The following is a 23,763-nucleotide window of genomic DNA, read 5'->3' as shown; positions in this document are numbered from 1 at the left end:
TAAAATTTTACGCGACACAAATTCTCTGTGAACACTAAAAAACTCAGCTAATTTGCTGAGTTTTTTATGAAAAAATTTTAGTATTTAATTTATAAGAGTTTAGTTAAGCGATAACAGAACAGCTTAAAACATCATCGACGTAGCAGTTCTCAACCGTTAAGAAACTCTGATTACCTATTGCCACAGATACATTAGACCCATTTTGAGTCGTTTGAGCACTCAATTGACTCATATCTGAAAACAATTCAGAGGAGAACTGAAGGGTATCTTGATAGCCAGCATCGTTATTAAAGTCAGCGATTACATCGTTGCCTGATAAGATATCAATGACAAATATATCATTACCAGTGCCGCCAATTAAGATATCATCGCCTGCCCCGCCATTGAGGGTATCATTGCCCTCAGCACCATATAAGCGATCATCACCAGCGAATGCTAAAATCACATCATCACCGCTACCGGCGTGCAACGTATCTGATAGCTCAGTACCGTTAATGATATCATCACCTTCGCGAGCAAAGACAAATTGACCCTCTAGCATATCATTACTGTCGCTACCTTCAATGTGGTCTGAAAACTGAACATCGTTTTTACTAAACCATTTACGAATAGGCTGAGTATTGTCAAGTCCGCTATCAGTGATGGTGTAATTATGGTTGTGGCTCATGAGCTCACGGTTAAAACTCACCGACTCAACATTGTCAGCCTCGACCAGATTGCTGCCACATTTATCGATGAAAAACAAGGTGTCATCTTCCATCTTAAAGACATCCCAGTCTTTACTACGGCCTTCGATGCGTACTTCATCCACGCCTGTATTACCATCAATATGATCGACACCGTTGCCCGCTCTAATCGTATCGTTACCTGCGCCAGCATCGATATAATCGAAATTTGAGCCACCCGCTATTAAATCATCGTATTGACTACCGACTAGAAAGGCTGACGTACCAAAATGACTAGACGTATGAGAGGCATCATCTTGTACCCACGTTATCGGACGCATCACGGCTGTCAAATCAGCAACAATGACGGTACTGTCTTTTTGGGTATAATCGTAAAATGAAGAGTTTGCAATACGAGTGATAGCATCGGTGGTAAATCCATTGATATGGGCATACCAGCCTGTAGGAATATTTAATAAAGAAAAAATACTCAAATCCCAAATTGGTGACGCATAAACATCATTAAATAACACCACATTGTCCATGGAGCTGGCGTAGCTCTTATCAGGGTTTACTAAACCAGGTTCACCATCTGCGACCGCTGAGAAGAAGTCTGGCGCATCGCCCGCTGCACGATGGACCACATCATTTTCATAACCGTAATTTAGGACGACGTCGGGATTATCATAGATAACAGGTACGGCAAATGCCATATAATCTGAGTCAGTAAAGAAGCCGTCGGATAACCCTTCACGCTCGGCGGCAATGACGTTAGTCACACCTGCACCCAGACTATAGCCACTTATCAAGACATCACTGCCTGTCAAGTCATTCGCAATGGCATAATCTTTAACGATTTGCAGTATTGGCTCTAACAGCTCTTTACCTTCATGACTGTTTAAGTTTAAATAATCGAGTATATCAGGTAAGTCATTGGTACCCGCTATATTTAGGTTAATACGTACAAGCTTACCACTCTCGTCATACTGACCAAAGATCTTAGCTTGAGGACCTTCTACTGCGGTACCGGTATATAAGCTTTCAATCTTGAAATAGCCTGACTTATCGACTAAGTCATCACTAACCCCTAAATCACTAGGCGTTAACTCACGCCACCCTTCAGGAATGCCGATATCGGTCTTATTGGGAAAGAGGTCACCAGTTATTTTACCTAATCCATTTAGTACATCGTCGCCTGGAATAAATCCCAAGAAACTTGAGGTATTGGTGTAGGTAGACAGGCGATTTGCATCGTCTGCTAACTTTTTTGATTCATCACTTGAGTAATTTTTATAATCGAACATGGCCATACTATTGTGTCCTTACGTGGTATTGTTTTGATGCGCTATTGTTGACTTTAGTCATTCCATTGAGAGCCATACAATCAAGGTGACTGACATATTGCTACTTTGCAATGTCACTTTAGGATAATGTCGCTTTACTATTTTGAAGGGTAATTGAAGTTGACTAACGTTGATTAAACCTTGGTAAAATGAGCTGCTTAATGAAAAACGTAGTAACATTATTTTAAAAGAAATTTAAAAAAGCGCAATAAATTATGCCTTTTAAACTCATTAAAATCAATAGTTTATTAAAATAATGGGTATTTTGTTAATTCCAGAATAGAATAATAGAAGCTTATGAAATAGTATTTTTGAAATATAGTAAAAGGATAATTAAAAGTAACTTAATAGATGCAATTTAAGACTATTGAGCTTGATGACTCGATACTTTTATAACTTTCATAACTTTTATAAGTTAACTAGGGTCTGTTGAAACGTACTTGCTCATTTTCAACCCGTGTAACGTACGGGATAGAGCGGGATTTAGCAATAAAATAAATGATTTAAGATCTTAGTGTCATAGTGAGGGCTTAATATAAGCATCATTTGAGCCTCACCTGTGTCGTCCAATATAGTGACAGTTGCTACATAACGTTTTTAAGTTGATATGATTGTCAATACTGGCAGGCATGAGTAAAGTAAGCCGTTTAGCCTTGATTGTAGCGGATATACTTGGTGCAGCACTTGGCAGAGGCGCTTGGGTTAGCTCGTTATCGCGGTAGCAGGAACGAGCTAACACTTAGCGACTCGCCGAGTGCCAACCAAGATAGTAGTGGAAAGCAAGATTAGCTATAGTATAAAAGCTCTAAAACTATGTACGGCAACTGTCTTTAACACTCCTTGGGTTACGCTTCGCTTCATCACACGTGACAACTATTTGCTCATTAAAATACGGTTTTAGCGATTATTACCCCACATACTAACGAACTATCCAGACATACTGGCCTTAAATTAAAACCATAAACCAAACCCATACACTAAATGTTTAAACTTTTTTAAATACGAACAATTATCATTTGTTTTTTAATTAAAAAAGCGTATCATAGTCATCTTAAAAACCAATTATTAGAGATAACCTATTCATTCAAAAGGGTTTTACAGGTTATTAAACGTCAAAGCGTGGCGTATTTAGAATATGATTACCTAGCCCTTTCAATAGATACCTAGTCCTTTTCAATCGATAATAATAGACAGATAAGCGAGATTTTATGTTTAATTCATTATCCCTACCTAACACTTTTCCAAAAACCAAACTGGCATTACTCTCCTTATTCATCAGCGGCGCTCTATTAGGCTGCTCACCTCAAGACTCTGCCAATGACTCAGGTGCTGAACAAACGACTGCGACTGAGAAAACGGCTGCGACTGAGCAAAGCGCCACTGAGTCAGCACAAACTCCTGACAACACAGCGGCAACCAACAGCGCTGAGGTCACGATTGACACTGCTCGTGGTGATGTGAAGCTGCCTGCCAATCCAAGACCTCTTGTTGTCTATGATATGACTTTGATGCAAGATTTGGCCGCCCTTGATATCGCGGTAGATGGACTCCCTGAGAATCTACACTTAGACAACTTCAAGGCTGCCAATGCCCCAGAAAGCACCAATGTAGGCACTATATTTGAGCCTAATATGGAAGTGCTCAACCAGATGCAGCCGCAAGCCATCTTAATCGGCTCACGCATGGCTGAGAAGTATGACACCTTAAGTAAAATGGCGCCTACGCTAGATCTCACTATAGATACTGAAAACATGTATGAGTCTAGCCGCCAACGTCTAGCCGACTTAGGTAGACTGTTTAACAAAAAAGACAAAGCACAGCAGTTGCAACAAGATATTGACCAAGCCATAGACCGTGCCAAAGCTGCCAGTGAAGGCAAAGGAAACGGTCTGGTAATAATGGTCAATGGCAATAAACTCTCTGCCTATGGCGAAGGGTCGCGCTTTGGCTTTATTCATAATGAATTTGGTATCCCAGCAGCCGACACCCACATTGAACAAGCACCTCACGGTCAACCGGTATCCTTTGAGTACATTCAAAAAGTAGATCCAGATTGGTTATTTGTACTCGATAGAACCGCCGCTATTGGTGAGGAAGGTGTCGGAGCAAATGTGGTATTAGACAACCCCTTAATACATCAAACCAAGGCTTGGAAAAACAACCACATCGTCTACTTGAGTCCGGATTCATACTTAGCCTTTGGCGGCTACTATCAATGGATGAATGATGCCAAAATCGTGGCCGATCAATTAAGCAAAGCCGATAAACTGGCCGAGTAAGCCTTATCATACCCACTCTTAAAATGACCTATAGTCGTAGGCAAACTAAAGAGCGACAGCGTTACCTTCACTAAGCCTACTCAAGTAGTACTTGCGCTCGGTAGCCTTGTGTCTGATGTAGTTGCCTATGACTATGTCGAGCAAGGTGTAAAGCTTACACATAGTAAGATTAATGAGCCTGAACAAGTTTCAAAGGATAGGTCGTTTTAGAGAACCTTTTATAGGAACGGTATACGTTATTAGGCCACTTTTATCCATTATTTATGGCTCAAAATATGGCTCAAAACTGATGACTAATAGCTATAGATATGGCAAATTTTAAAACGGATAAGTTTGACGCCTATGTTTAAAAGCTCAGCGTTTAAAAGCTCAGCCACATCCTCATTTTCGGAAGATTCGTCTAGGCCAGCGTGGTTATCCCCTGCAATACTCAATACCTTGAGTGTTTGTTTGTTAGCAGGCTTGGTGTTACTAAGCGTGTCTTTGGGTGTGGCTGATTTTACATGGCATGGGCTATGGCAAGTGTTAATGCAGCATAACGCGGGTAATGACTTGCAGCTGTTATTGGTCAGCCGCCTACCCCGTACCATCGCCATAATCCTTACTGGTGCATCATTAGCCGTCGCTGGGATGATTTTGCAAGTGGTGTTAAAAAATCGCTTCGTTGATCCCTCGATGGTGGGTGCCACTCAAAGTGCAGGATTGGGGTTATTGGTGGTCAGCTTACTCATGCCTGCCAGCAGTCTGTTTAGTAAGATGCTAATCGCCACAGTGTGTGCCATCTTCGGGATGGTGTTATTTATGCGGCTTATTAAATTTCTGCCAGCGACAGAACTATTAATGGTGCCATTAGTCGGTATTGTGTTTGGCGGTATTATTGAAGCGGTAACTACCTTTATCGCCTACCAGACTGAGTCGTTACAACTGTTATCGGTTTGGCGCTTTGGCGACTTCTCTACCATTTTAGCGGGTCGCTATGAGCTGCTATATCTCACTGGCATTTTGGCCTTTATTGCCTATCTATTGGCCGACAAACTGACCATTGTTGGATTGGGAGATGCTATAGCCATTAATCTAGGGGTCAATCAGCGCGTCGTCATTTGGTTTGTTATTTTAACAGTAGCTATGATTAGTGCAGTGGTCGTGGTCACAGTGGGCGCCATTCCTTTTGTAGGCTTGGTGGTTCCCAATATCATTAGTCAACTAATGGGCGATCGATTACGGCGCTGTTTGCCTGCGGTTGCCCTTTTTGGCGCTAGCATGGTACTGCTGTGTGATATTTTGGGCCGTAGTATTCGCTACCCATTTGAGATACCCGTTGCGACCATTTTTGGGGTACTGGGAGCTGTGGTCTTTCTATGGTTACTACTCCGAATTCCTAAACCTAAAAACGTTAACATCCATTCTTAAAGGTTTTAAAGCTCGTCTATTAACAACCGTTAAAACCATAACAATATTCAATCGTTACTGTTCTATTCCTTTTATTTAAGCGCTAAGTCGATTATGAACCTACATAAGCAAGCTGTCACTAAGCCAGATTCAGTATCAGATTCAGCAGGCGACTCCTGCGATACAGCGACTTCTCCCTCGTTTCAATTTTCAAAGCCTAAACGCACAAAGCCGAGTAAGACAGTTACATCAGACTCGGCGCAGATACTGCCACTGCCGTCTCAAAGTCTTTGGACGAAGCCAGTATGTTTCGGATTAGTCGCACTGATAGTAAGCTGTGTGTTATTTATGACGCTCAATGCGCACGGTAATTGGGACTTTATACTGCCCTTTCGCGGTCAAAAATTATTGGCTTTGATGATTGTCGGCTATTGTATTGGCGTCTCTACCTTGCTGTTTCAAAGCTTAACTCACAACCCCATTTTGACGCCTGCCTTGTTAGGGTTTGATGCATTATACGTTTTGATTCAAAGTCTACTGGTATTCTTTTTGGGGTCGGTCAATATATTCTCGACTCAGCCTTTGTTGAAATTCGGATTAGAAGTAGTGCTGATGGTCGGCGCGTCATTATTACTATTTAAACTATTATTTAAGCGCTCGCAGCAGTCATTGTCTCAACTGATACTGGTCGGTATCGTATTTGGCGTTCTATTTAGAAGTTTATCCAGTTTAATCGCGCGTATGATTAGCCCTGAAGACTTTGTGGTGGTACAAGCAGCGAGTTTTGCTCAGTTTAATACCATCAATACAACCTTAATGTGGTTCAGTCTGGCGGTATGTTTTATCAGTGCTGTGATTATTTGGCGGTGGCGCTATCAGGCAGATGTACTGATGCTCGGTCGCGCGAATGCCATCAACTTAGGGATAGATTATCCTGCGCTCACTTTGAAATTACTGGTCATTATTGCCGTATTGGTCGCAACTGCCACTGCTTTCGTTGGTCCTATCGTATTTCTAGGGCTATTGGTATGTGCCTTAACCAATCGCATTAGTCGCTCCATGCATCACAGTGAGCGAATTTTATTGGTCAGCATAGTCGCCATGACCTGTCTAATTTTAGGTCAAACGATCTTTGAGCAAATATTAGGGATGGCTGGCGTTTTATCTGTTGTTATCGAGCTATTGGGCGGTATTGTATTTATTGCGTTGATTCTTAAACAGTACCCTAAAAAGAACCTAAAAATGTAATGAGTTCTAAACATCTAATTTTATTTTTAAACCATCCTAATTTTAGCTTATTACTTATAACTTATAACTTAAAACTGCAGGCTGTTAATTTAACAAACTCCAGCACCCTAGCTTGTGTAACCTATTGATCCTGACAACCGAAATGAACTTATGATTACACTTAAAAATATTCGTCACCATATTGATGGTCAAGTCATCTTAGACGATATCAATCTGACTTTAGAAGACAACCAAGTGATTGCGCTTATCGGACCAAATGGTGCAGGCAAATCTACTTTGTTCAATGTCATGTCACGTATACAGACCCTTCAAAGCGGGTCAGTCCAATTTGGCGACCATAACATTCGCCATACTGACAGTAAGACCCTCGCCAAAACGGTGGCTATATTGGCACAAAGCAATCATTTACAAGGGCGCTTAAGGGTTGCAGAGCTGTTGATGTTCGGTAGATACCCATATCATCAAGGTCGACCCACTGAAGCGGATCACTTAAAAATAGCAGAAGTGATTGAACAGTTTGAACTACAGCCTTTGGCGCAGCGTTATCTATCTACCCTCTCTGGTGGGCAACAACAACGCGTGTTAATTGCAATGATTGTCTGTCAAGATACCCCTTATCTGCTGTTAGACGAACCCTTAAACAATCTCGATATGTATCATTCCGGTCAGTTAATGCGCGCATTAAGGGCGCTTGCGCATGAGCAGCAAAAAACGGTGGTCATTGTCTTACACGATATCAATCAAGCCGCCCAATTTGCTGACACTGTGGTCATGATGAAAGCTGGCAAAGTGGTCAAAACAGGACATCCTGTTAACGTATTGACCCAAGATACCATTAAGGACTTATACGGAGTTAATGCTACTGTCCTGCAGCACAATGGGTATCCCGTGGTGGTGGATAGTCGAGTTTAGGGGGGTTGCAGTTAGCGATCTTGCAGATCAATGATTTATTTATGATGTACTTATAATGTATGTATGGGCTGATTAACTATACACTACTTAGTCATTCATCTAACCGAGCCTTAACAGGATAGGTTGCTTTAAAGAAAAGGTATTATTTTATACTCCGTTCTCAACTTATTAAAACTCATTGTAGGCTGGGGCTTGTAGCCCAGCTAATCAAAACCTTTAATCAAAAATACTGGGCTAAAGCCACAGTCTACGTTAAGAGTTTAGAGTGAGGTATATTATAGAAAAGGCAACATTGTTTAGAAAAGGTCTTAAGTTTAAAAAAGCGTACTCTCAACAGAGTACGCTTTTAGTTAATAGCAGCAGAATAATAACATTCTCAATTAACGCTCAAGATGCAGATACTGCATGTGACGTTCATATTGATTCTTAAAACCTTACCTAAAAAAAGTTGATTTTAAGATTAAGGCGAGTCGAGTCTAATAGATCAATAATGAATTAAATTTGAATATGACGATGTTTCTAATTTTTTCAATAAATAAAAGATTTATTATAACAAACTTAAATTTATACGCTAACACGCTGACAATATCATGTCTCTATGTTTCTTTCTTAGCGACCCTCTTTTTAGCTCTGATTACTTATTACCCTTATTAAAAACTTAACATTTAATATATTTTTATTACAGACACCTGAGTTGCTTACTTTCATAATGGTCATAGCAAATTTAATTTTTAATTAAAAATGTTGGGCTAAAGCCATAGCCTACGTTAAGAGTTGAAAATGAGGTATCTCTTATAAATTTTACAACTTTAAGAAATAAGGAATGACAAATGTCAGATAACATTATCGATTTAGGATCAGGATTTTGGAATATTCGAGGCTCGTTCAAATTAGGCGGTGTTATAGATATTGGCACACAGTGCTCACTGGTTAAGCTTGAATCAGGTCGTTTTATATTTTTAGACAGCTACACGTTAACGGGCGACGTACGTGATAAAGTGATGTCATTGACCAATAACGGACAAGATGTTGAGGCTATTCTTAACTTACATCCCTTTCATACCGTGCACTGTGCTCAAATGGCCAAGGATTTTCCAAATGCTATTAACTATGGCAGTAGCCGTCATAAAAAAAAGGTGCCTGAAGTCACATGGGCAGATGATTTAGTAGAAAGCGAAGCCGTTACTCAGCGTTACGAAGAGCTTGAGTTCTCGTTACCTAAAGGCATCCATTACATCGCCCCTAATGAAATGATTCATGCAAGCTCTTTACTTGCCTATCATCCTGCTAGCAAAAGCTTGCACGTCGATGATACGTTTGTGACTCCTCCTGCCAAAATTCTTAAAGCGGTGATGCCTGAGCTATCATTGCACCCTACTACTAAGAAGGCGTTAAAAGATGAGCCAAATGCAGGTAAAGAATATTGCGACTGGGCTGAAGACGTAGCAGATAAATGGCAAGATACTCGTAACCTTTGTGCGGCTCATTCAGATGTGGTCAAGTTTGAGCCAGGCGAATTTAAAGTAGCTTTACTTAAGGCCATTGATAAAGCTCGACCTAAGCTTGAAAAAGCTTAATCTGACATTGTAAGGGACAGTTTTAAGTACGATTTTAGGTGCTGTTTTAAAGTACTGTCCCTAAGGGGAAGTCTCACTATTTAAAGTATGGACTATTTAAAGTATGGACTATTCTATTGGTTAACTGCGTATCGGTTAAAAAATAATAGACGTTGAATATTGACATGTTAAATAGCCAATTTAAATACAATCTTAGGATCTGTTTACTTTAATATCTGTTTAACAGTAAACGACTGACAACAATGAACACCTTTCTTTTTAAAAGAAAGGTTTTTTAGCTCTAACGGTCTTACTTGTCCCCACCAACAGTATGTCGGGCCTTTTAGCCGCTATCAATATTAGGGCGTGTGGAACATTCGCAAATTAGCACTGCTGATAGCTAAAATCGTTCCAGACTAGGCGCAAACTGACGCTAATGTCTCGACCTTGGCTAGGTTTGTAACAACGTCTGGGGCGATTTTAGTATCAGCCCTGAGAACGGATTAAGCAAAGCACTGCTTTGCCCGTTCGCAAGGTGAGAGCTATGCTCGAGTGAGGGCGGGACTCTTTTTTGCCAATATATGGCGGCTTTTAAAAATTTAGGGTTCTAACTTAGAATGACTAAGCGTCAAAAATTTCACTGCATATTGACTAAAAAATAGTCTCCGCCAGTGCGATGGTCGAATGTTCCACACGCCCTAAGCTTAAAAGACAACACTAACTCCATTAGTCTAAGGTATAGCGTGTCTAAAAACTGTATTCAACCCTGACATTTATGACCTATAGAAAAACCAGCTAGACATACTTAGCTCTTCAAATAAGTAAGTGAGCAAGGTATGATAATCAACCCCCTAAAGTATCGTAGTCGTCATAGCTTAGTCGTCATAGCTTAGTCGTCATAGCTTAGTCGACATAAAATCAGACGTATTTAACATCGTTGTTTTAAATTGAGTTATTTTCGATAATAGTGCATTAATCAGCGTCGGATATGGACTGATAGTAACTCTATATCTTTCAATATATAGTGTTGTTATTAACGCCTCCCTTTTATTGAAATCCTAACATTAGCCAGTTGCCGATATGTCATTACTTAAATCAAACCCCTTTAAGATTGTTAGTAAAGAGGCCTGTTTTGCAGACTTTTTTAGTACAGTCAGGTCTGGTACGCTTGCCGATAAGAGACTTATCACTGACCAACCTTTTCAATTAAAGACAACCTTAATAAAGAAAACATTTAAACCAAAAGTAGCTGCTGCAATCCATCTGATATGGCCATATGCTCTTGCCTGTGGATTGTCACTTTGTATCCTACCTGCCAATGCGGATACGAATACAACGGACGCCAATACCTTATTAACCCAAAAACAAACACAAACATCAACACCAACTCAAACATCAACTCAAACTGATGTTACTGATGTTACTGATGTTAATGATGTTAATGATGTTAATGATGCCTCAGATGAATATATCTTTCCTGATAATACCAGCCATCAATCTACTACAGCTCAGACATTTGATGCCATTGATGTAGATCAGATCGGCCAAAATTTAGAGAAAGGCAACTATCACACGATTGAGCTACAAAGTATTGTCGACCCCACTACAGGGGTTGCCATTGATGAGGCATACAGTATTGTGGTGCCACATAGCTTAAGCTTGGTTCAGGCTCAAAATGTTTTGGTCCAAGTGTCTCCTAAGTTGGGAGCGAATAATGCCGGTATTAGGGCAAACGAATTACAATCGGATGCCACAAAAGATCTTAATAAACCGTGGGTATTTTTGCGCGCAGGTGCCACTCGCTACCGTCTGGATACCGATCTAGACCTCACTGGTCTAAAGTCTAGTGTTAATGACTCTATTACTCAAATACCCTCTAACGATCCTGTTATTAATAATCCCGTTATTGATCCCAATATCCTACCCCCTATTATCGACAATACCATACCTAATGAGTATCAGCTTGAAACTGAAGGCTCTAACATCAGTGCAGGCGTAGCCGTGCTTTGGCCCATATATACTGCTGGACGTACACAGGCGGTGACCGACTTAGCAGAGGCACGTACACAAGAAAGCCAAGCGGATGCCCTACTTGATGCCGATGACCTGCAAACCACCCTAATAGAGCGCTATTTTACAGCGCAGCTTGCGATGCTTGGGGCGTACTTACGTGAGGATGCGCTGAATACGGTGAAAGAAACTGACTATATGTCGCAGCGTATGTTAGAGGAAGGGTTTATCTCTAGAGTTGAACGATTAGAGGCGCAAGTTGCGTTATCAGAGGCACAAAGTGAAGCCGACAAAGCACGTAATGATGCTCAGTTGGCCATGACCGCTTTACAGCGATTATTACGCTCACCTCACCCTGTGATGCCGACTTCCCCTTTATTTATCTCATCAACACCTTTGCCCTCATTACAATACTTCCAAGATCTGGCGTTAAAAAACCACCCAGGCTTAAAAAAAGTTGATGCCAAATATAATCAAGCGCAATCTTTAAGCAATTTGTCTAATACAGGCCATAAACCGACTGTTTCATTGTTCGGCTATCACGAAATTGACAATGATCCGAGCTGGATAGCCGGCGTATCAGCAAGCTGGAAGCTTTGGGGTGGCTTGAATAGTGATGCGCAACACGCCTCTGGTCAAGCACAGATGCGTCAGGCGCTTTTATCCAAAATTGAAGTGAGTGATAATATACTGCTATTGGTTGAGAAAAACTGGCAATCTGTCGAAAATGCCCGCGTACGTTACCTCTCTTTAAACAGTAATGTGTTACTTGCTAAGGAGTTATTACGATTGAAAAAATTGGGTATGCAAGAAGGGGTCAATACGGCACTAGATGTGACGACTGCCCAGACCAAATATTTACAGGCCCGCACAGAACAGGCTTCAGCCGCGAATGACTATGTGCAAGCGCTGGCTGCGTTAATGAATAGTATCGGCACTCCAGAAGCTTTTAATGAATACATGGCAGTTGCTGATATTAAATTGCCGACTGTGTATTAGGGTCTGCCTAATTTATTAGCCCTTACACCCAGTTTGAAATTGTAAACCGCCATTTAACCTGTCACTCCTTAATTCCAACCTTTTATCTTCAGGATAAAACATGAACGCCTCTAAAAAGCCCAGTCCAATCATGCTAAGAAATATTGTGATTACCCTAGTCGTCATTACTGTGATTGGGTTAATACTATACGGCTTGAACAAAAGTTCAGAAGATGCACAAAAGCCAGCTATGTTGCAAGGCCAAATGGAAATGCAGTCCACCTCTATAGCAGCCAAAGTACCTGGTCGTATCGCAAAAATACTGGTCACTGAAGGCGATACTATACAAGCGGGACAACAGCTTATCGAGATGGACTCGCCTGAAATTAATGCAAAACTGAATCAGGCGCTAGCCGGAAAGGATATGGCACAAAGCCAGCTTGATAAAGCTCAAAATGGAGCCAGACCGCAAGAAATTGGGCAAGCCAAAGCAGCTTGGCAGGGCAATCAAGCCGCGGCTGATTTGGCCAAAAGTACTTATGAGCGGGTCAACCGCTTATACCAAGAAGGCCTAATGTCCCGCCAAAAACGTGATGAAGCCTATACCCAATATGTAGCCAATCAAGACAAGGCAGACGCTGCTCGCTTAAAGTATGAGATGGCATTAGAAGGGGCTCGTGAAGAGGATATTCAAGCAGCAAAAGCGCAAGTTGCGCAAGTGGATGCAAAGATCGATGAAGCGCAAGTGGCTCAAGACGAAGCCAATCTAAAAAGCCCCATATCAGGCATCGTAGATAATGTCATAGTCAATCCTGGTGAAGTCATCGGTCAAGGGGTGCCTATAATGACCTTAGTTGACCCCAATGATCAATGGGTGGTGCTTAATGTGACAGAAAATAGTCTGAACAATTTTAGTATCGGTAGTGAATTTAAAGGCACTATCCCTGCTTTATCTAAGCCTAATGCCCCTTACCGTATGACCTTTAAAGTCTTTAATACCGCCAGTATGTCTGACTTTGCGACATGGCGCGCCACCAATACTGAAGATAATTTTGATGTGCGTACCTTTGAAGTCAAAGCTCGTCCGGTTAAGGCCGACCCAAAGATTCGCTCTGGTATGAGTGTCATTGTTGAGCTAGATGGTTCAACTACTGATGCTAACACCGTTAGTAATGCGTCAATTAACCCCCCAAATAATAATTAATACCGTCACTGTTGATAGGCTAGATTATGTCCCAAAGTCAAAGTGATAAAACCATTAAGTCGAAGATAGTATTTGGCGGTAAAGGCAATCGTGAGTCGTCACTTTTGTCTGTTTTTTTGCGTAGTGCCCGTTATGAAGGTAAGTTTTTACTGCATAACGCTTGGGATTACATGATGCTAATTTGGCTGCCCTTATTAAGCATATTTAGTATTTGGTGGATATTTTCGCAGCCTTATATCATTGATTTACCTATCGGCGTTATTGACGACAGTAAGAGCAGCTACTCGCGCACCTTAACCCGTTATCTCGATGCCAGCCCAGACTTAGCAGTGGATCATGTCTATCACAACCTTACTGAGGCTAAGGATGCCATTTTAGACAAGCAAATATATGCGGTGGTTATTATCCCGCAAGACTTTGCGGATCGAATCAATAAAGGCGCTCCCTCCCCTGTCATTTTAAAAGTCAATGCGCAATATGGCACTCACTCTGGCATTATCCAAAAGGGAGTTCAAGCAGTCGTCGGCACAGTCTCAGCAGGAGTTGAAATACAGCGAACGGTTAAGCAGGGCAGCTATACTGAGCAAGCAATGGTCTCATACTCACCAATCGGTATAGAGCGTCTGAGCTTATTTAATATTGGCGCAAACTACAAACAGTTCCTGGCCGCTACCGTTATACCCGCTCTCCTACACATTTTGGCGATGATTATTGGCGCCACGACCATAGGTCGTGAGATTAGGGATAAGACCTTCTCCATCTGGTATCACAATATGATCTATCCAGATATGCCGTATCCCGACTTTAGAACCCTCAAGTATATACCGCCTGAAAAGAAACTGGCTTATTTGCATACAAGTTTGGATGAAAGTTGGCAAGTCCCTATTAATTATGAGCATCTTCTCACGCTTAAATATACCCCTGTCAGTCGTAAAAAATTCAGCTTATATGAGCCTAGATACCATTACGACACGAACTTTAATAAGAGTGCCAAACCTCGTATGCCTAAAAAGGTCTCAATATTGGCTTTGGTCATAGGCTTGAATGGTAAGCTAATCTGGGCCCTGTTGTTCTTTATGCTTTGGGGCGCCCTCATGATTACGCTGGCTGTTTCTGTCCATCCCACCAGCTTTACCGCGATGTTTGTCGTCTTCGCCGCATTTGTGGCATTGACCATGATATCTTTATGGTTGGGCGCTATATTTAGTTTAGCTGCTTATTCATTACGTATGGGGCTATCGAGCACCGCCTTCATATCCGCACCTTCGTTTGCATTTGCTGGCGTGACCTTCCCGCTAATTGCCATGAGTGAAGGGGCTCAGCGTTGGGCGAATATATTACCCCTCACCCATTACCTAAAGATTCACCTCTCTCAACTGCAAATGTCAGCACCACTATCTTTTGCGCTGCCCACACTGGTTGGGTTAATCTTTGCGGTCGTGGTATTACTGGTGATCACCGCTTTATTAAGTATACGTGCGTTTAAAAATCCAGAACGCTGGGGGGCGCGTTAATGTCAAATAAATTTAACGACAATATTACCCATAATACGTTTTTACAGGGCTTACTTGGGGTATTCCAGCAGGTTTTTAAAGATAAAGGCGTGTTACTCATGCTAGTGATTGCGCCCATTATTTACGGATTTTTCTACCCGTGGCCCTACAGAGGCGAAGTGGTTAACCAAGTCCCTGTAGGGGTGGTTGATTATGATCGCAGTGAGCTGTCGCAAACCATCACCCGCTACAGCAATGCTAGTCCAAACTTAAAGGTACATCAGTATGCTTCAGAACAAGCAGCAAAAGAGGCCATTTTTAAAAATCAGATTGCAGGATATCTTGTTATTCCAAGGCACCTAGAGCAAGATGTTTATGCCAGCAAGCCCGCCTATGTGTCTGTCTTAGGTAATAACAGCTATTTCTTACTGAATAAACAAGTTCAAATGGGTTTTTTAAAGGCTATTGGTACGGTATCAGCGGGTATAGAAATTAAGCGAAGTGTGGCACAAGGCACTTACGCAGATACAGCAAAAGTCAGCACCCAAGCTGTCCCCCTTCGTATCGACCCGATGTTTAATCGCTCAGAGGGTTATGGCGCTTACGTTGTACCCGCTGTTGCCATATTGATATTACAACAAACCTTATTATTAGGCACCGCCTTATTGATCGGGACTTGGTATGAAAACCAAAAACAAAATGCTAGTGTGTCAGGTTGGTTAGGTCGAATATTAGCCTTGTCAATCGTTAGTTTTATCATGGGATGCTTCTATTATGGCTGGGTCTTCACCTTTCAAAATTATCCACGCGGGCATAATATACCGGGTACGTTATTGTTTATGAGTTTGTTTGCTCCTACGGTGGCAACCTTGGGATGTCTGCTCGGAATGCTATTTAGAGAGCGTGAGCGAGCGTTGCAAATTATGATATTTAGCTCACTGCCTATGTTTTTCTTAAGTGGCTATCCTTGGCCAGTGAGCCAGCTACCTCTACCTTTACAGTATATTCGCTGGCTTTTTCCAACCACTTCTGGGATGAATGCCTCGGTGCAGCTCAACCAAATGGGTGCGCCATTATCAAGTGTCAGCCATTACCTTTATCATTTAATGGCCCTATGGGCCATCGCTTTTGTGTTGCTCATTTGGGTACAAAAAAGACAAATTAACCGAAACATTCAACGCGTTTAAGGCGATATTTTTATCAAAAAAACAGCTTAGTTTAAATCTTAAAGGGGATACTTTACTTTTGGCATCTGGAAAAATAAAATTCTTAAATAATAAAGAAAACTCAATTATCAACTTATTAAAGTTCAGATTTGGCTGGTGCTTTTACCCGAGCAAATCACAACCTTTAATCAAAATACTGGGCTAAAGACACAGCCTACATTAATATAGTCAAAGAACTTTAAAGTAATCACAAGGCAACCGAGTGCAAGTACTACTTGAGTAGGCTTAACGAGGTTAACGCCGTGACTCTTTATAAGTTCGCCGACTATAGTTGTGAATACTATAGTTGTGAATAAGGTAGAAGACAGTAATATTTAGCTCTAGGAAGTGTTTTAGTTTAAACTAAAGTGACTTAAGATGATTTTGTATAAAAATAAAATGGACCTCGTCAATGCACCCTTCTTTTCAGCCTAAACCTAGCAAAAACGATTCATTTAAAAAGTCTTTTAGAAGATGGTTACCTGCCATTGTGTTTGCGATCGTTATAAACGTCCTATTTATTAGTATTTTCATCATGAGCAATCAAAATAACTCGCAAAGTCAACAAAAAAAGCCAACAAATACGCCAAATTCAGGAGTTTTACCAGCAGATATTACAACTCATTCAAACGCCATACCTACCCTTACTGATACCAATAATAAGACAGACGATCAAACAGAAGCCCAAGACTTGAACAACACCACAAGCAAGTCCGATAACACGTCTGATGCTAACGCCAAAGCAAATAGCCAGACTACAACAGCAGATAGTAAAAACCCTAAAAGCGCTAATAACGCATCGTCCTCTAAAGAGGATATTACTAGTAAATCGTCTACGTCGTCATCGGTACGCCCCATCGACCCTATCAGGTCTGATTCAAGTGACGCGGCTATCAATATACATCCGCAAGATTCTGTCAATGTTATTCAGCGACAACCACAAATGAACCCTAACGACAGACTATTAATGCCGAGAGACATACCTAAAGTAGAGGCTCAGAGTTTACCCCAAAGTACGCAGTTATCTGACAATGATGACTTTAATAGTGTAGCGAAAGAAACACAGCAGCTAAATGATAGATTAAGTGACGCGATCAACACTGTTAAAGAACAGAAAATGCAGCAAATAAAAATGGAACAGGAGAGGCTAAAGTCCTCACACTCAGACAATATCAATCCACCCTCTCAGAACAATATGAAAGACTTTGAAGGACCTAATGAGCAATGACTTGTTCTAAAAACTCATCACTTGATTTCTCAGTAGAAACAAGAAACCCCATAAGTCGATAGACTTATGGGGTTTAAAATGAAAACTTGAAAATTATCGCCTTAGTCAAACTAATACAAGTTATTATATAAACAACTTTACCTCTACCAACGCCTTAGTCAAGCTAATCTAAGGACGACCTTTATGAGTGCATCCGTGTCGAGTTTGAAGTTGTTCATTGATCTGCTCAAGTCTTTCAGCAGTCCCTACATCCACCCAATCTGCCTTCATAACGTCCGCCGTCACTTGCATCTTTAACATAGACTGTTTGAGATAGGGAGCGAGCGCAGCAGTTTGACCTGCTGCTATACCGTGTAACAGACTCGGTGAGATAACACTGATACCCGAAAAAGTATATTTACTGCTGTTAGCAACGGGTGTCTCGCTTGCCAAACCATTATAGAGTGCAAAGTCTCCATGAGGATTATGCGGCGGATTATCAATCAATAATAAGTGTGCTTTTTGATCTGAACTCATTTGATAGCTCGTCAGCTTTGAGAAATCATAATCTGTCCACACATCCCCATTAACCAAAATAAACGGCGTTTGCTTCAGTAAACCTTCTCTCAACGCTTTGGCTATACCACCAGCGGTCTCAAGTGGCTCATCTTCTTCAACTGACCAGTGGATGTTCACGCCATAGTTACTGCCATCACCAATAGCCGCCATCAGCTTGTCAGATAACCAAGACGTATTAATCGTTATATCCTTAATACCTGCCGCTTTTAGCGCCTTAATATGCCATACAATTAAAGGTTGACCACCCACCTCCACCAAAGGCTTAGGAGTGGTTAAGGTCAATGGGCGTAGGCGGGTACCCTTGCCTGCCGCCAATATCATCGCTTGAGTGATAGGCTTTTCCTGTGATTCATGTTGACTACTATCAATGGCTTCAGTACTCATGGTTAACCTTAAAATTATTAATATAGTCAGTGAACGACTAAACGGTTACGGTGTTAACCTCGCTAAGCCTACTTTGGTAATACTTGCGCTCGGTTGCCTTGTAACCCTTCTAGAGTGCTTCGACTTATTATACGTTGTAAAATTTACGAGATTATTGATAACATCTCATTCAATATTTTAATGACACATTTATGCAGACCAAACGGCTGTATTAAATTTTGGTTCAACTTTATGAGTTAACCATTGGGCAAACGGCTGTACGAGTGCTTGAATCTCTGCACTTTTTTGATCACTGCCGTCACATTGCGCGAGACTTTGGACTTCAATCATAAGGTCCCGCCAAACCTTTGGAATATCTGCAAGATAGCGTAACTTTCCATCTCGCTTCGCTAATCTTACAAAAATCCCTAAGACTTTCAGATGGCGTTGCACCCCCATTAAATTAACATCATTCGCAAACTCACTTAAGGTCTCTGGAAGCGCTAAACCAAGTTGCTTTCTTTGTTTCCAATAATATTCAATCCAGTTCTCAATCTGTGAATCGGTCCAATCCACATAAGCATCACGTACTAAGGAGACAAGGTCATAAGTATAGCTACCAATTAAAGCATCTTGAAAATCAATCACGCCTAGTTTATTACTATGATATTGATCTTGCATCAAATTACGACTGTGATAGTCTCTATGCACAACCACTGTTGGTTGCTTTAATATCAAGTCAATTAAACCTTGTGTGAAATTTTGCCAAATAACCATGTCTTCACTTAACCTACTCGTATTGACACTATCCGTACTGAAACTATCCGTACTGACTCTATCTTTCTCACTGACGATCTCACTCTCAAGCGATACCCCTATATACGGTAAAAACCACTCACTAAACAAGTCCATTTCACGTTGGAGTGTCGCAGCATCGTAATCTGGCACATCAAAGTGTCGCTGAGCCTCATTTACGTCAAGTGACTGCAAATTAAGTATAGTATCAATCGCCCAATGGTATAACTCATCGACCCTGCCGTTGTTCTGTTTAGATTTAGCATCGGCTACTAAATGGGCAAATTCAATACTACCAAAGTCTTGCAGGACTAAAAAACCCTGTTCCACATCTTTGGCTAATAACGTTGGCACATTAATCTTTGGCGCCATTAACTCATCAATTCTCACAAAGCTTTCAATAGACTCTAATTCTGGTGGCGCGTCCATGACAATATAGCTTGGATCCAAAGCAGTTGTTTGACTGGTCTCATTACCTTGTTTTTCTGACTGTAAAACTATTCTATGATAACGGCGAAAGCTGGCATCTCCAGGCAAGCTTTCAATGCGATAATTTTGATTGTCAAACACACTGTTAATAAAGTGAATCAGCTTTTCATAACGCTGCTTGGTGTGATAATCCTCCATAGAATAGGGCGTGGATTGATTAACCGTATTTTGATTAGGCTGAGACATTGTTGAGTCAATATTATTCATAGTAGAGGGGCTTATGAAGTGAGTGAGAAATTTAAATAAGGGCTTAGGGTCAATACACATAATAAAAGTTTGACCGTTAAGCACTAGCCTTGGTAGGAGAATTAGTATTAAAATACTCTCCTAAACATTGCATAAAGACACTAGAATAGTAACCAAATAAGATTTTTAAAGCGTATAGTGTAGCCGATTTGCCTTTTTTTGACTATGATAAGATATACCTTAGAAGATTTAGCAAGTTGGCTAGCTATTTTTTATGATATTTTTGTATGATGTTATTTTCGTATAACGTAACATACCAGACCAGACGTCAAAAGCCACGTTAAAACTCGAGAATAAAATTAGAGAATAACGTCTATAATAGATGACGGATAAGTATGTTCACTACATGCCTCCAAAAGCAACGCTATTTTAGACTTTAAAAGAAAGATTAATATGCTTTAGACTCTGTTCATAGTTCAACTAATAGGTTCAAAAAAGTCAATAAATGACATAAATGAAACATCAGATCGTCAAACGTTCAATTTTAGACAATAAAAACTTCAAATATCAACCCAACACTATTTAATAAGGTATTCCTTTGCTGTACTCGCAACTCTATCGCAGTATTTTGCGTGCTTGCCGTGAGTTTTCTCGCCATCCACACACGACAACTCGCTTAGCTATTAGCTTACCTTTGCTGATAAGCGTACCTAGTGCTTATGGTGCTATTGTTAGCCCTCAAGCAGACGTAAACTCGTCTTTAAACTTTGCGTCTGATGTTGTCAATGACTCAGTTGATATGAGCACTGGCGCGACTACGAAAAATACTGACGCTATCAATGATAGTCTTGATACAAATGAAGAAGATGAATTTATAACCCTTGACCTCGTTAATACGCCTAACATAGGTGAGCCAAGGGTGCAAGATACCGATACCGAAATTCAAACGGTATCAGACAGTAGTACTAATAGCTCAAGTCCCAATAGCTCTTATCCAAATTATTCTATTACAAATAGCTCTAGTGCAAATAGTCAAAATGAGACTTCGGTTGATACTGACTCTACCGTCCAAACCACTGGTACTGTCAATCAAAAAACGAATGCTTCTGTGTCTAATATCAAACAAAGAGTGAATGAGTCAAAATCGCTCTCGTCAAGTTTTGAAGAAGACAGTGTTCAAAAAAGTCTATCCCGCTTGTCACAGTTTTATCAAAAGCAGTCTAATGAACTGCGAAGCCGTTTAGAGACTACTTCAGAATCTAAGAACGTAACCAATACTATTAATGCATCTAATGCATTCAATACAACAAATGTAATTGATGCTCAAGCCACCGCACCAGTTGCGGCTGCTAATATTTTTAATTACCAATTAGATGATAGCGCCGCTTACCGCTGTGAAGGGGTGTGGGTTACGCCCAGTGATGCAGGGGCAGATGCAGACTATATCCAAGCGGTGCAACGGGCGCAGCGAGAAGATGGATTATCGCTTGCTAATGGTCTTCCCCTACATGCTCAAGCTGACTATGGCTATTATGATAACGAGGATTATGTTGAGCTTGCAGGTAATGTCAAGGTCATGCAGGATGGAAAACTCATTACTGCCGATCAAATGGCACTAGATTTAAAATCTGGTATCTCTGGTGCTAGAGGGGGCGTTTTACTCTCCGATTCAGGCTCTGTCAACACACCTTCTAAACCTAAAGATTTAGAAAGCTTGGCCATTAATAAAACGGATAACCTTGATAATCCGGGAATGATTGTGGTCGCTGATGCGCTAGCCTACAATACCAAAAATAGTCAAGCAACCGCTCATGATGTGGCGTTTGCCAGTGTACAAATGCAGGCTCATGGCTACGCCAAAACTTTAAATAAAGCAGATGACAGTCATTTTGCGCTTGATAAAGTTATGTTTTCAACTTGTCCACCTACCAATCGTAAATGGCAGATTGAAGCTCAACATATCGATATTGATACAGACAGTGGTCGCGGTGAAGCTTATGATGCTACGTTCCGTTTAGGTAATGTCCCTGTGTTATATTTGCCTTATTTTAATTTCCCAGTAGATGGACGTCGTAGTACTGGACTTTTGACGCCCAGTGCTAGTATTGATAGTGACAGTGGTATCAAAGTAAGTATCCCCTACTATCTTAACTTAGCGCCTAACTATGACGCTACGTTAACCACAGATGTTTATAGCAATCGCAATCCTATGCTCACTGGTGAGGTGCGTTATTTGACAGAGGATTATGGTAGTGGGCGACTAACGTCCTCTTATTTGCCAAATGACAAGCAGTACAATGATGAGAGCAGATCTGCTGTCTTTTATGAGCATAATTGGACCTCAAAGAACATACCCAGACTCAGCGCAGATGCCTTGTACAGCTATGTATCAGACCCCTACTATTTAAATGACTTTGATGATTTTGGTTTGGTGGATAATCGGTTAAATCTACCACGCCGTGCCCGAGTCAATTATTACGATGATTATCTTAATGCCCAGCTTAAGTTAGAAACGTTTCAAAGCCTGAAGGCTGTAGATGCCGAAGGTAATGTCATTGCCGATAAAGACAAACCCTACTCTCGTTTGCCACAACTGTCTATCGACTATCGCCTTCCTCCAATGAATAATGTGTTAGATAATTTCTTAATCTCAGGTGTACATGACTCAGCCTACTTTAAGAAATCCATTAAAGATGGCTCTGACAATGAGAGAAGCGGCATACGTATGTATAACGAGATTAATGCCAGCTATCCTTTACAAGACAGTTGGGGTTATGTCACACCTAAAGTCAGTTTACAACATCTGTATACTGCATTTGATGAAGAAAGCCGTATTGATAATAATATTTCAGAAGATGATAATGATCAATCTGTATTGGTACCGAGGTTTAGTATTGATTCAGGGTTGAACTTTTATCAAGCGGGTTCACCATTCGGTTGGTTTGATCATTCATTAGGGGGATACCAATTATTGACGCCTAGAGCTAAATATAGTTATTCCCCTTATGAGAATCAAAGCACGTTACCAAATTTTGATACTCGAATTGCGTCCTATGATTACGATCAACTTTTTGCTGACAGTTGGTTTTTAGGTTATGACCGTATTGCAGATAATAATAATCTTGCAGTAGGCTTAAATTATCGCTACATTGATGCTATGGGGATAACCCGATTTGATGGTAGTATTGGTGATCAATTTTTCTTAGATAAACCAAAAGTCACTTTAAACACCAATGAAGATACCTTTAATTCTGATGCCACTGGGGTTGCATGGCAAACTAGCCTGCAACCTTATCGTAACTTATGGTTTGACTTTAATGGGGCGCTAAATTCAGATAATGATCTTAATTATATTGCCAGCCAAGTGCGCTATCGACCTACGCCTAGCAGTTTGATAAATCTTGGAGTGGTTGAACGTAAAGAAGATAAATTAACCAATCAATCTAAATTATCTGCTTTGACAGCTTCGGCCATTGTTCCTATTACCAGTCATTGGCGCTTTTTAGGGCAAGGGCAGTTTGATAATCGCAATAGCAAATTTATCGACTCGACACTCGGCTTTGACTATGAAGATTGTTGTTATGGATTTTCAATTTATGGTCGTAGTTACTATAATGATCTTAATTTAGAAGATAAACCAACCAGAGCCATTATGGCTGAATTTAGAATTAATGGGTTTGGTGATAGGAAAAGCCGCTTAAGCAAGCATCTAGATAGTAAAATATTGGGCTTTGAGCCAGTCGATAATCTCTGGAAGCGCTAGGATATCAAAAGGATATCGAACACCTATTATTTATTCACTCAATAGTTAATATACGAATCAATTATTTATACCTCATTTAAGTTAAATTACTCACGTTAA

Annotated in this window: 14 protein-coding genes; 11 read left to right on the top strand and 3 right to left on the bottom strand. The window is 40.8% G+C overall.

What is annotated here, in order from left to right; genetic code table 11:
• Positions 1-103: 103 nt before the first annotated feature.
• A complete protein-coding gene (locus AC21OG_RS08505; RefSeq protein WP_487377634.1) occupies positions 104-1,975 on the bottom strand; it encodes a calcium-binding protein in 1,872 nt (623 codons plus the stop codon).
• A gap of 1,241 nt (positions 1,976-3,216) precedes the next feature.
• Here AC21OG_RS08505 and AC21OG_RS08500 point away from each other — a divergent pair.
• The 10 genes from AC21OG_RS08500 (at position 3,217) to AC21OG_RS08455 (ending at position 17,510) form a co-directional block, all read left to right on the top strand.
• Positions 3,217-4,287, top strand: coding sequence for a siderophore ABC transporter substrate-binding protein (locus AC21OG_RS08500; protein WP_487377635.1), 1,071 nt, complete (start codon positions 3,217-3,219; stop codon positions 4,285-4,287).
• 342 nt (positions 4,288-4,629) lie between these two features.
• Positions 4,630-5,697 carry an ABC transporter permease gene (locus AC21OG_RS08495; protein ID WP_487377636.1) on the top strand — a complete coding sequence of 356 codons (1,068 nt, stop codon included), beginning with the start codon at positions 4,630-4,632 and terminating at the stop codon, positions 5,695-5,697.
• Between the two features lie 93 nt (positions 5,698-5,790).
• Positions 5,791-6,924, top strand: a complete 1,134-nt coding sequence (locus AC21OG_RS08490; RefSeq protein ID WP_487377637.1) for an iron chelate uptake ABC transporter family permease subunit — start codon at positions 5,791-5,793, stop codon at positions 6,922-6,924.
• Positions 6,925-7,074: 150 nt separating this feature from the next.
• Entirely contained in the window at positions 7,075-7,836 is a 762-nt protein-coding gene (locus AC21OG_RS08485) for an iron ABC transporter ATP-binding protein (RefSeq protein WP_487377638.1), read from the top strand.
• An 830-nt stretch (positions 7,837-8,666) separates the two neighbouring features.
• Positions 8,667-9,413, top strand: a complete 747-nt coding sequence (locus AC21OG_RS08480; RefSeq protein ID WP_487377639.1) for a hypothetical protein — start codon at positions 8,667-8,669, stop codon at positions 9,411-9,413.
• A 1,059-nt stretch (positions 9,414-10,472) separates the two neighbouring features.
• Positions 10,473-12,401 carry a TolC family protein gene (locus AC21OG_RS08475; RefSeq protein WP_487377640.1) on the top strand — a complete coding sequence of 643 codons (1,929 nt, stop codon included), beginning with the start codon at positions 10,473-10,475 and terminating at the stop codon, positions 12,399-12,401.
• Positions 12,402-12,501: 100 nt separating this feature from the next.
• Complete coding sequence (locus AC21OG_RS08470; RefSeq protein WP_487377641.1) at positions 12,502-13,584, top strand: HlyD family secretion protein; 1,083 nt, start codon at positions 12,502-12,504, stop codon at positions 13,582-13,584.
• A 26-nt stretch (positions 13,585-13,610) separates the two neighbouring features.
• Entirely contained in the window at positions 13,611-15,098 is a 1,488-nt protein-coding gene (locus tag AC21OG_RS08465; RefSeq protein ID WP_487377642.1) for an ABC transporter permease, read from the top strand.
• The gene (locus AC21OG_RS08460; protein WP_487377643.1) at positions 15,098-16,264 is read left to right on the top strand and encodes an ABC transporter permease; all 1,167 of its coding nucleotides are present in this window, start codon (positions 15,098-15,100) and stop codon (positions 16,262-16,264) included. Before AC21OG_RS08465 ends, AC21OG_RS08460 begins: the two co-directional genes overlap by 1 nt.
• Before the next feature lie 430 nt (positions 16,265-16,694).
• The gene (locus tag AC21OG_RS08455) at positions 16,695-17,510 is read left to right on the top strand and encodes a hypothetical protein (protein WP_487377644.1); all 816 of its coding nucleotides are present in this window, start codon (positions 16,695-16,697) and stop codon (positions 17,508-17,510) included.
• A 168-nt stretch (positions 17,511-17,678) separates the two neighbouring features.
• Here the strand turns inward: AC21OG_RS08455 and murU are convergent, their stop codons facing one another.
• Together murU and AC21OG_RS08445 are read right to left on the bottom strand one after the other, a co-directional pair.
• Positions 17,679-18,452, bottom strand: coding sequence for an N-acetylmuramate alpha-1-phosphate uridylyltransferase MurU (gene murU, locus AC21OG_RS08450; protein ID WP_487377645.1), 774 nt, complete (start codon positions 18,450-18,452; stop codon positions 17,679-17,681).
• 189 nt (positions 18,453-18,641) lie between these two features.
• Positions 18,642-19,901 (bottom strand): aminoglycoside phosphotransferase family protein, encoded by a 1,260-nt coding sequence (locus AC21OG_RS08445; protein ID WP_487377646.1) that lies wholly within the window; start codon positions 19,899-19,901, stop codon positions 18,642-18,644.
• Positions 19,902-20,499: 598 nt separating this feature from the next.
• Between AC21OG_RS08445 and AC21OG_RS08440 the strand changes: the two genes are divergently transcribed.
• Positions 20,500-23,664 carry an LPS-assembly protein LptD gene (locus AC21OG_RS08440; protein ID WP_487377647.1) on the top strand — a complete coding sequence of 1,055 codons (3,165 nt, stop codon included), beginning with the start codon at positions 20,500-20,502 and terminating at the stop codon, positions 23,662-23,664.
• Positions 23,665-23,763: the final 99 nt, after the last annotated feature.

This window comes from Psychrobacter sp. CX5 (genome assembly GCF_057621535.2).
This window is presented reverse-complemented; position numbering and strand designations above follow the sequence as displayed.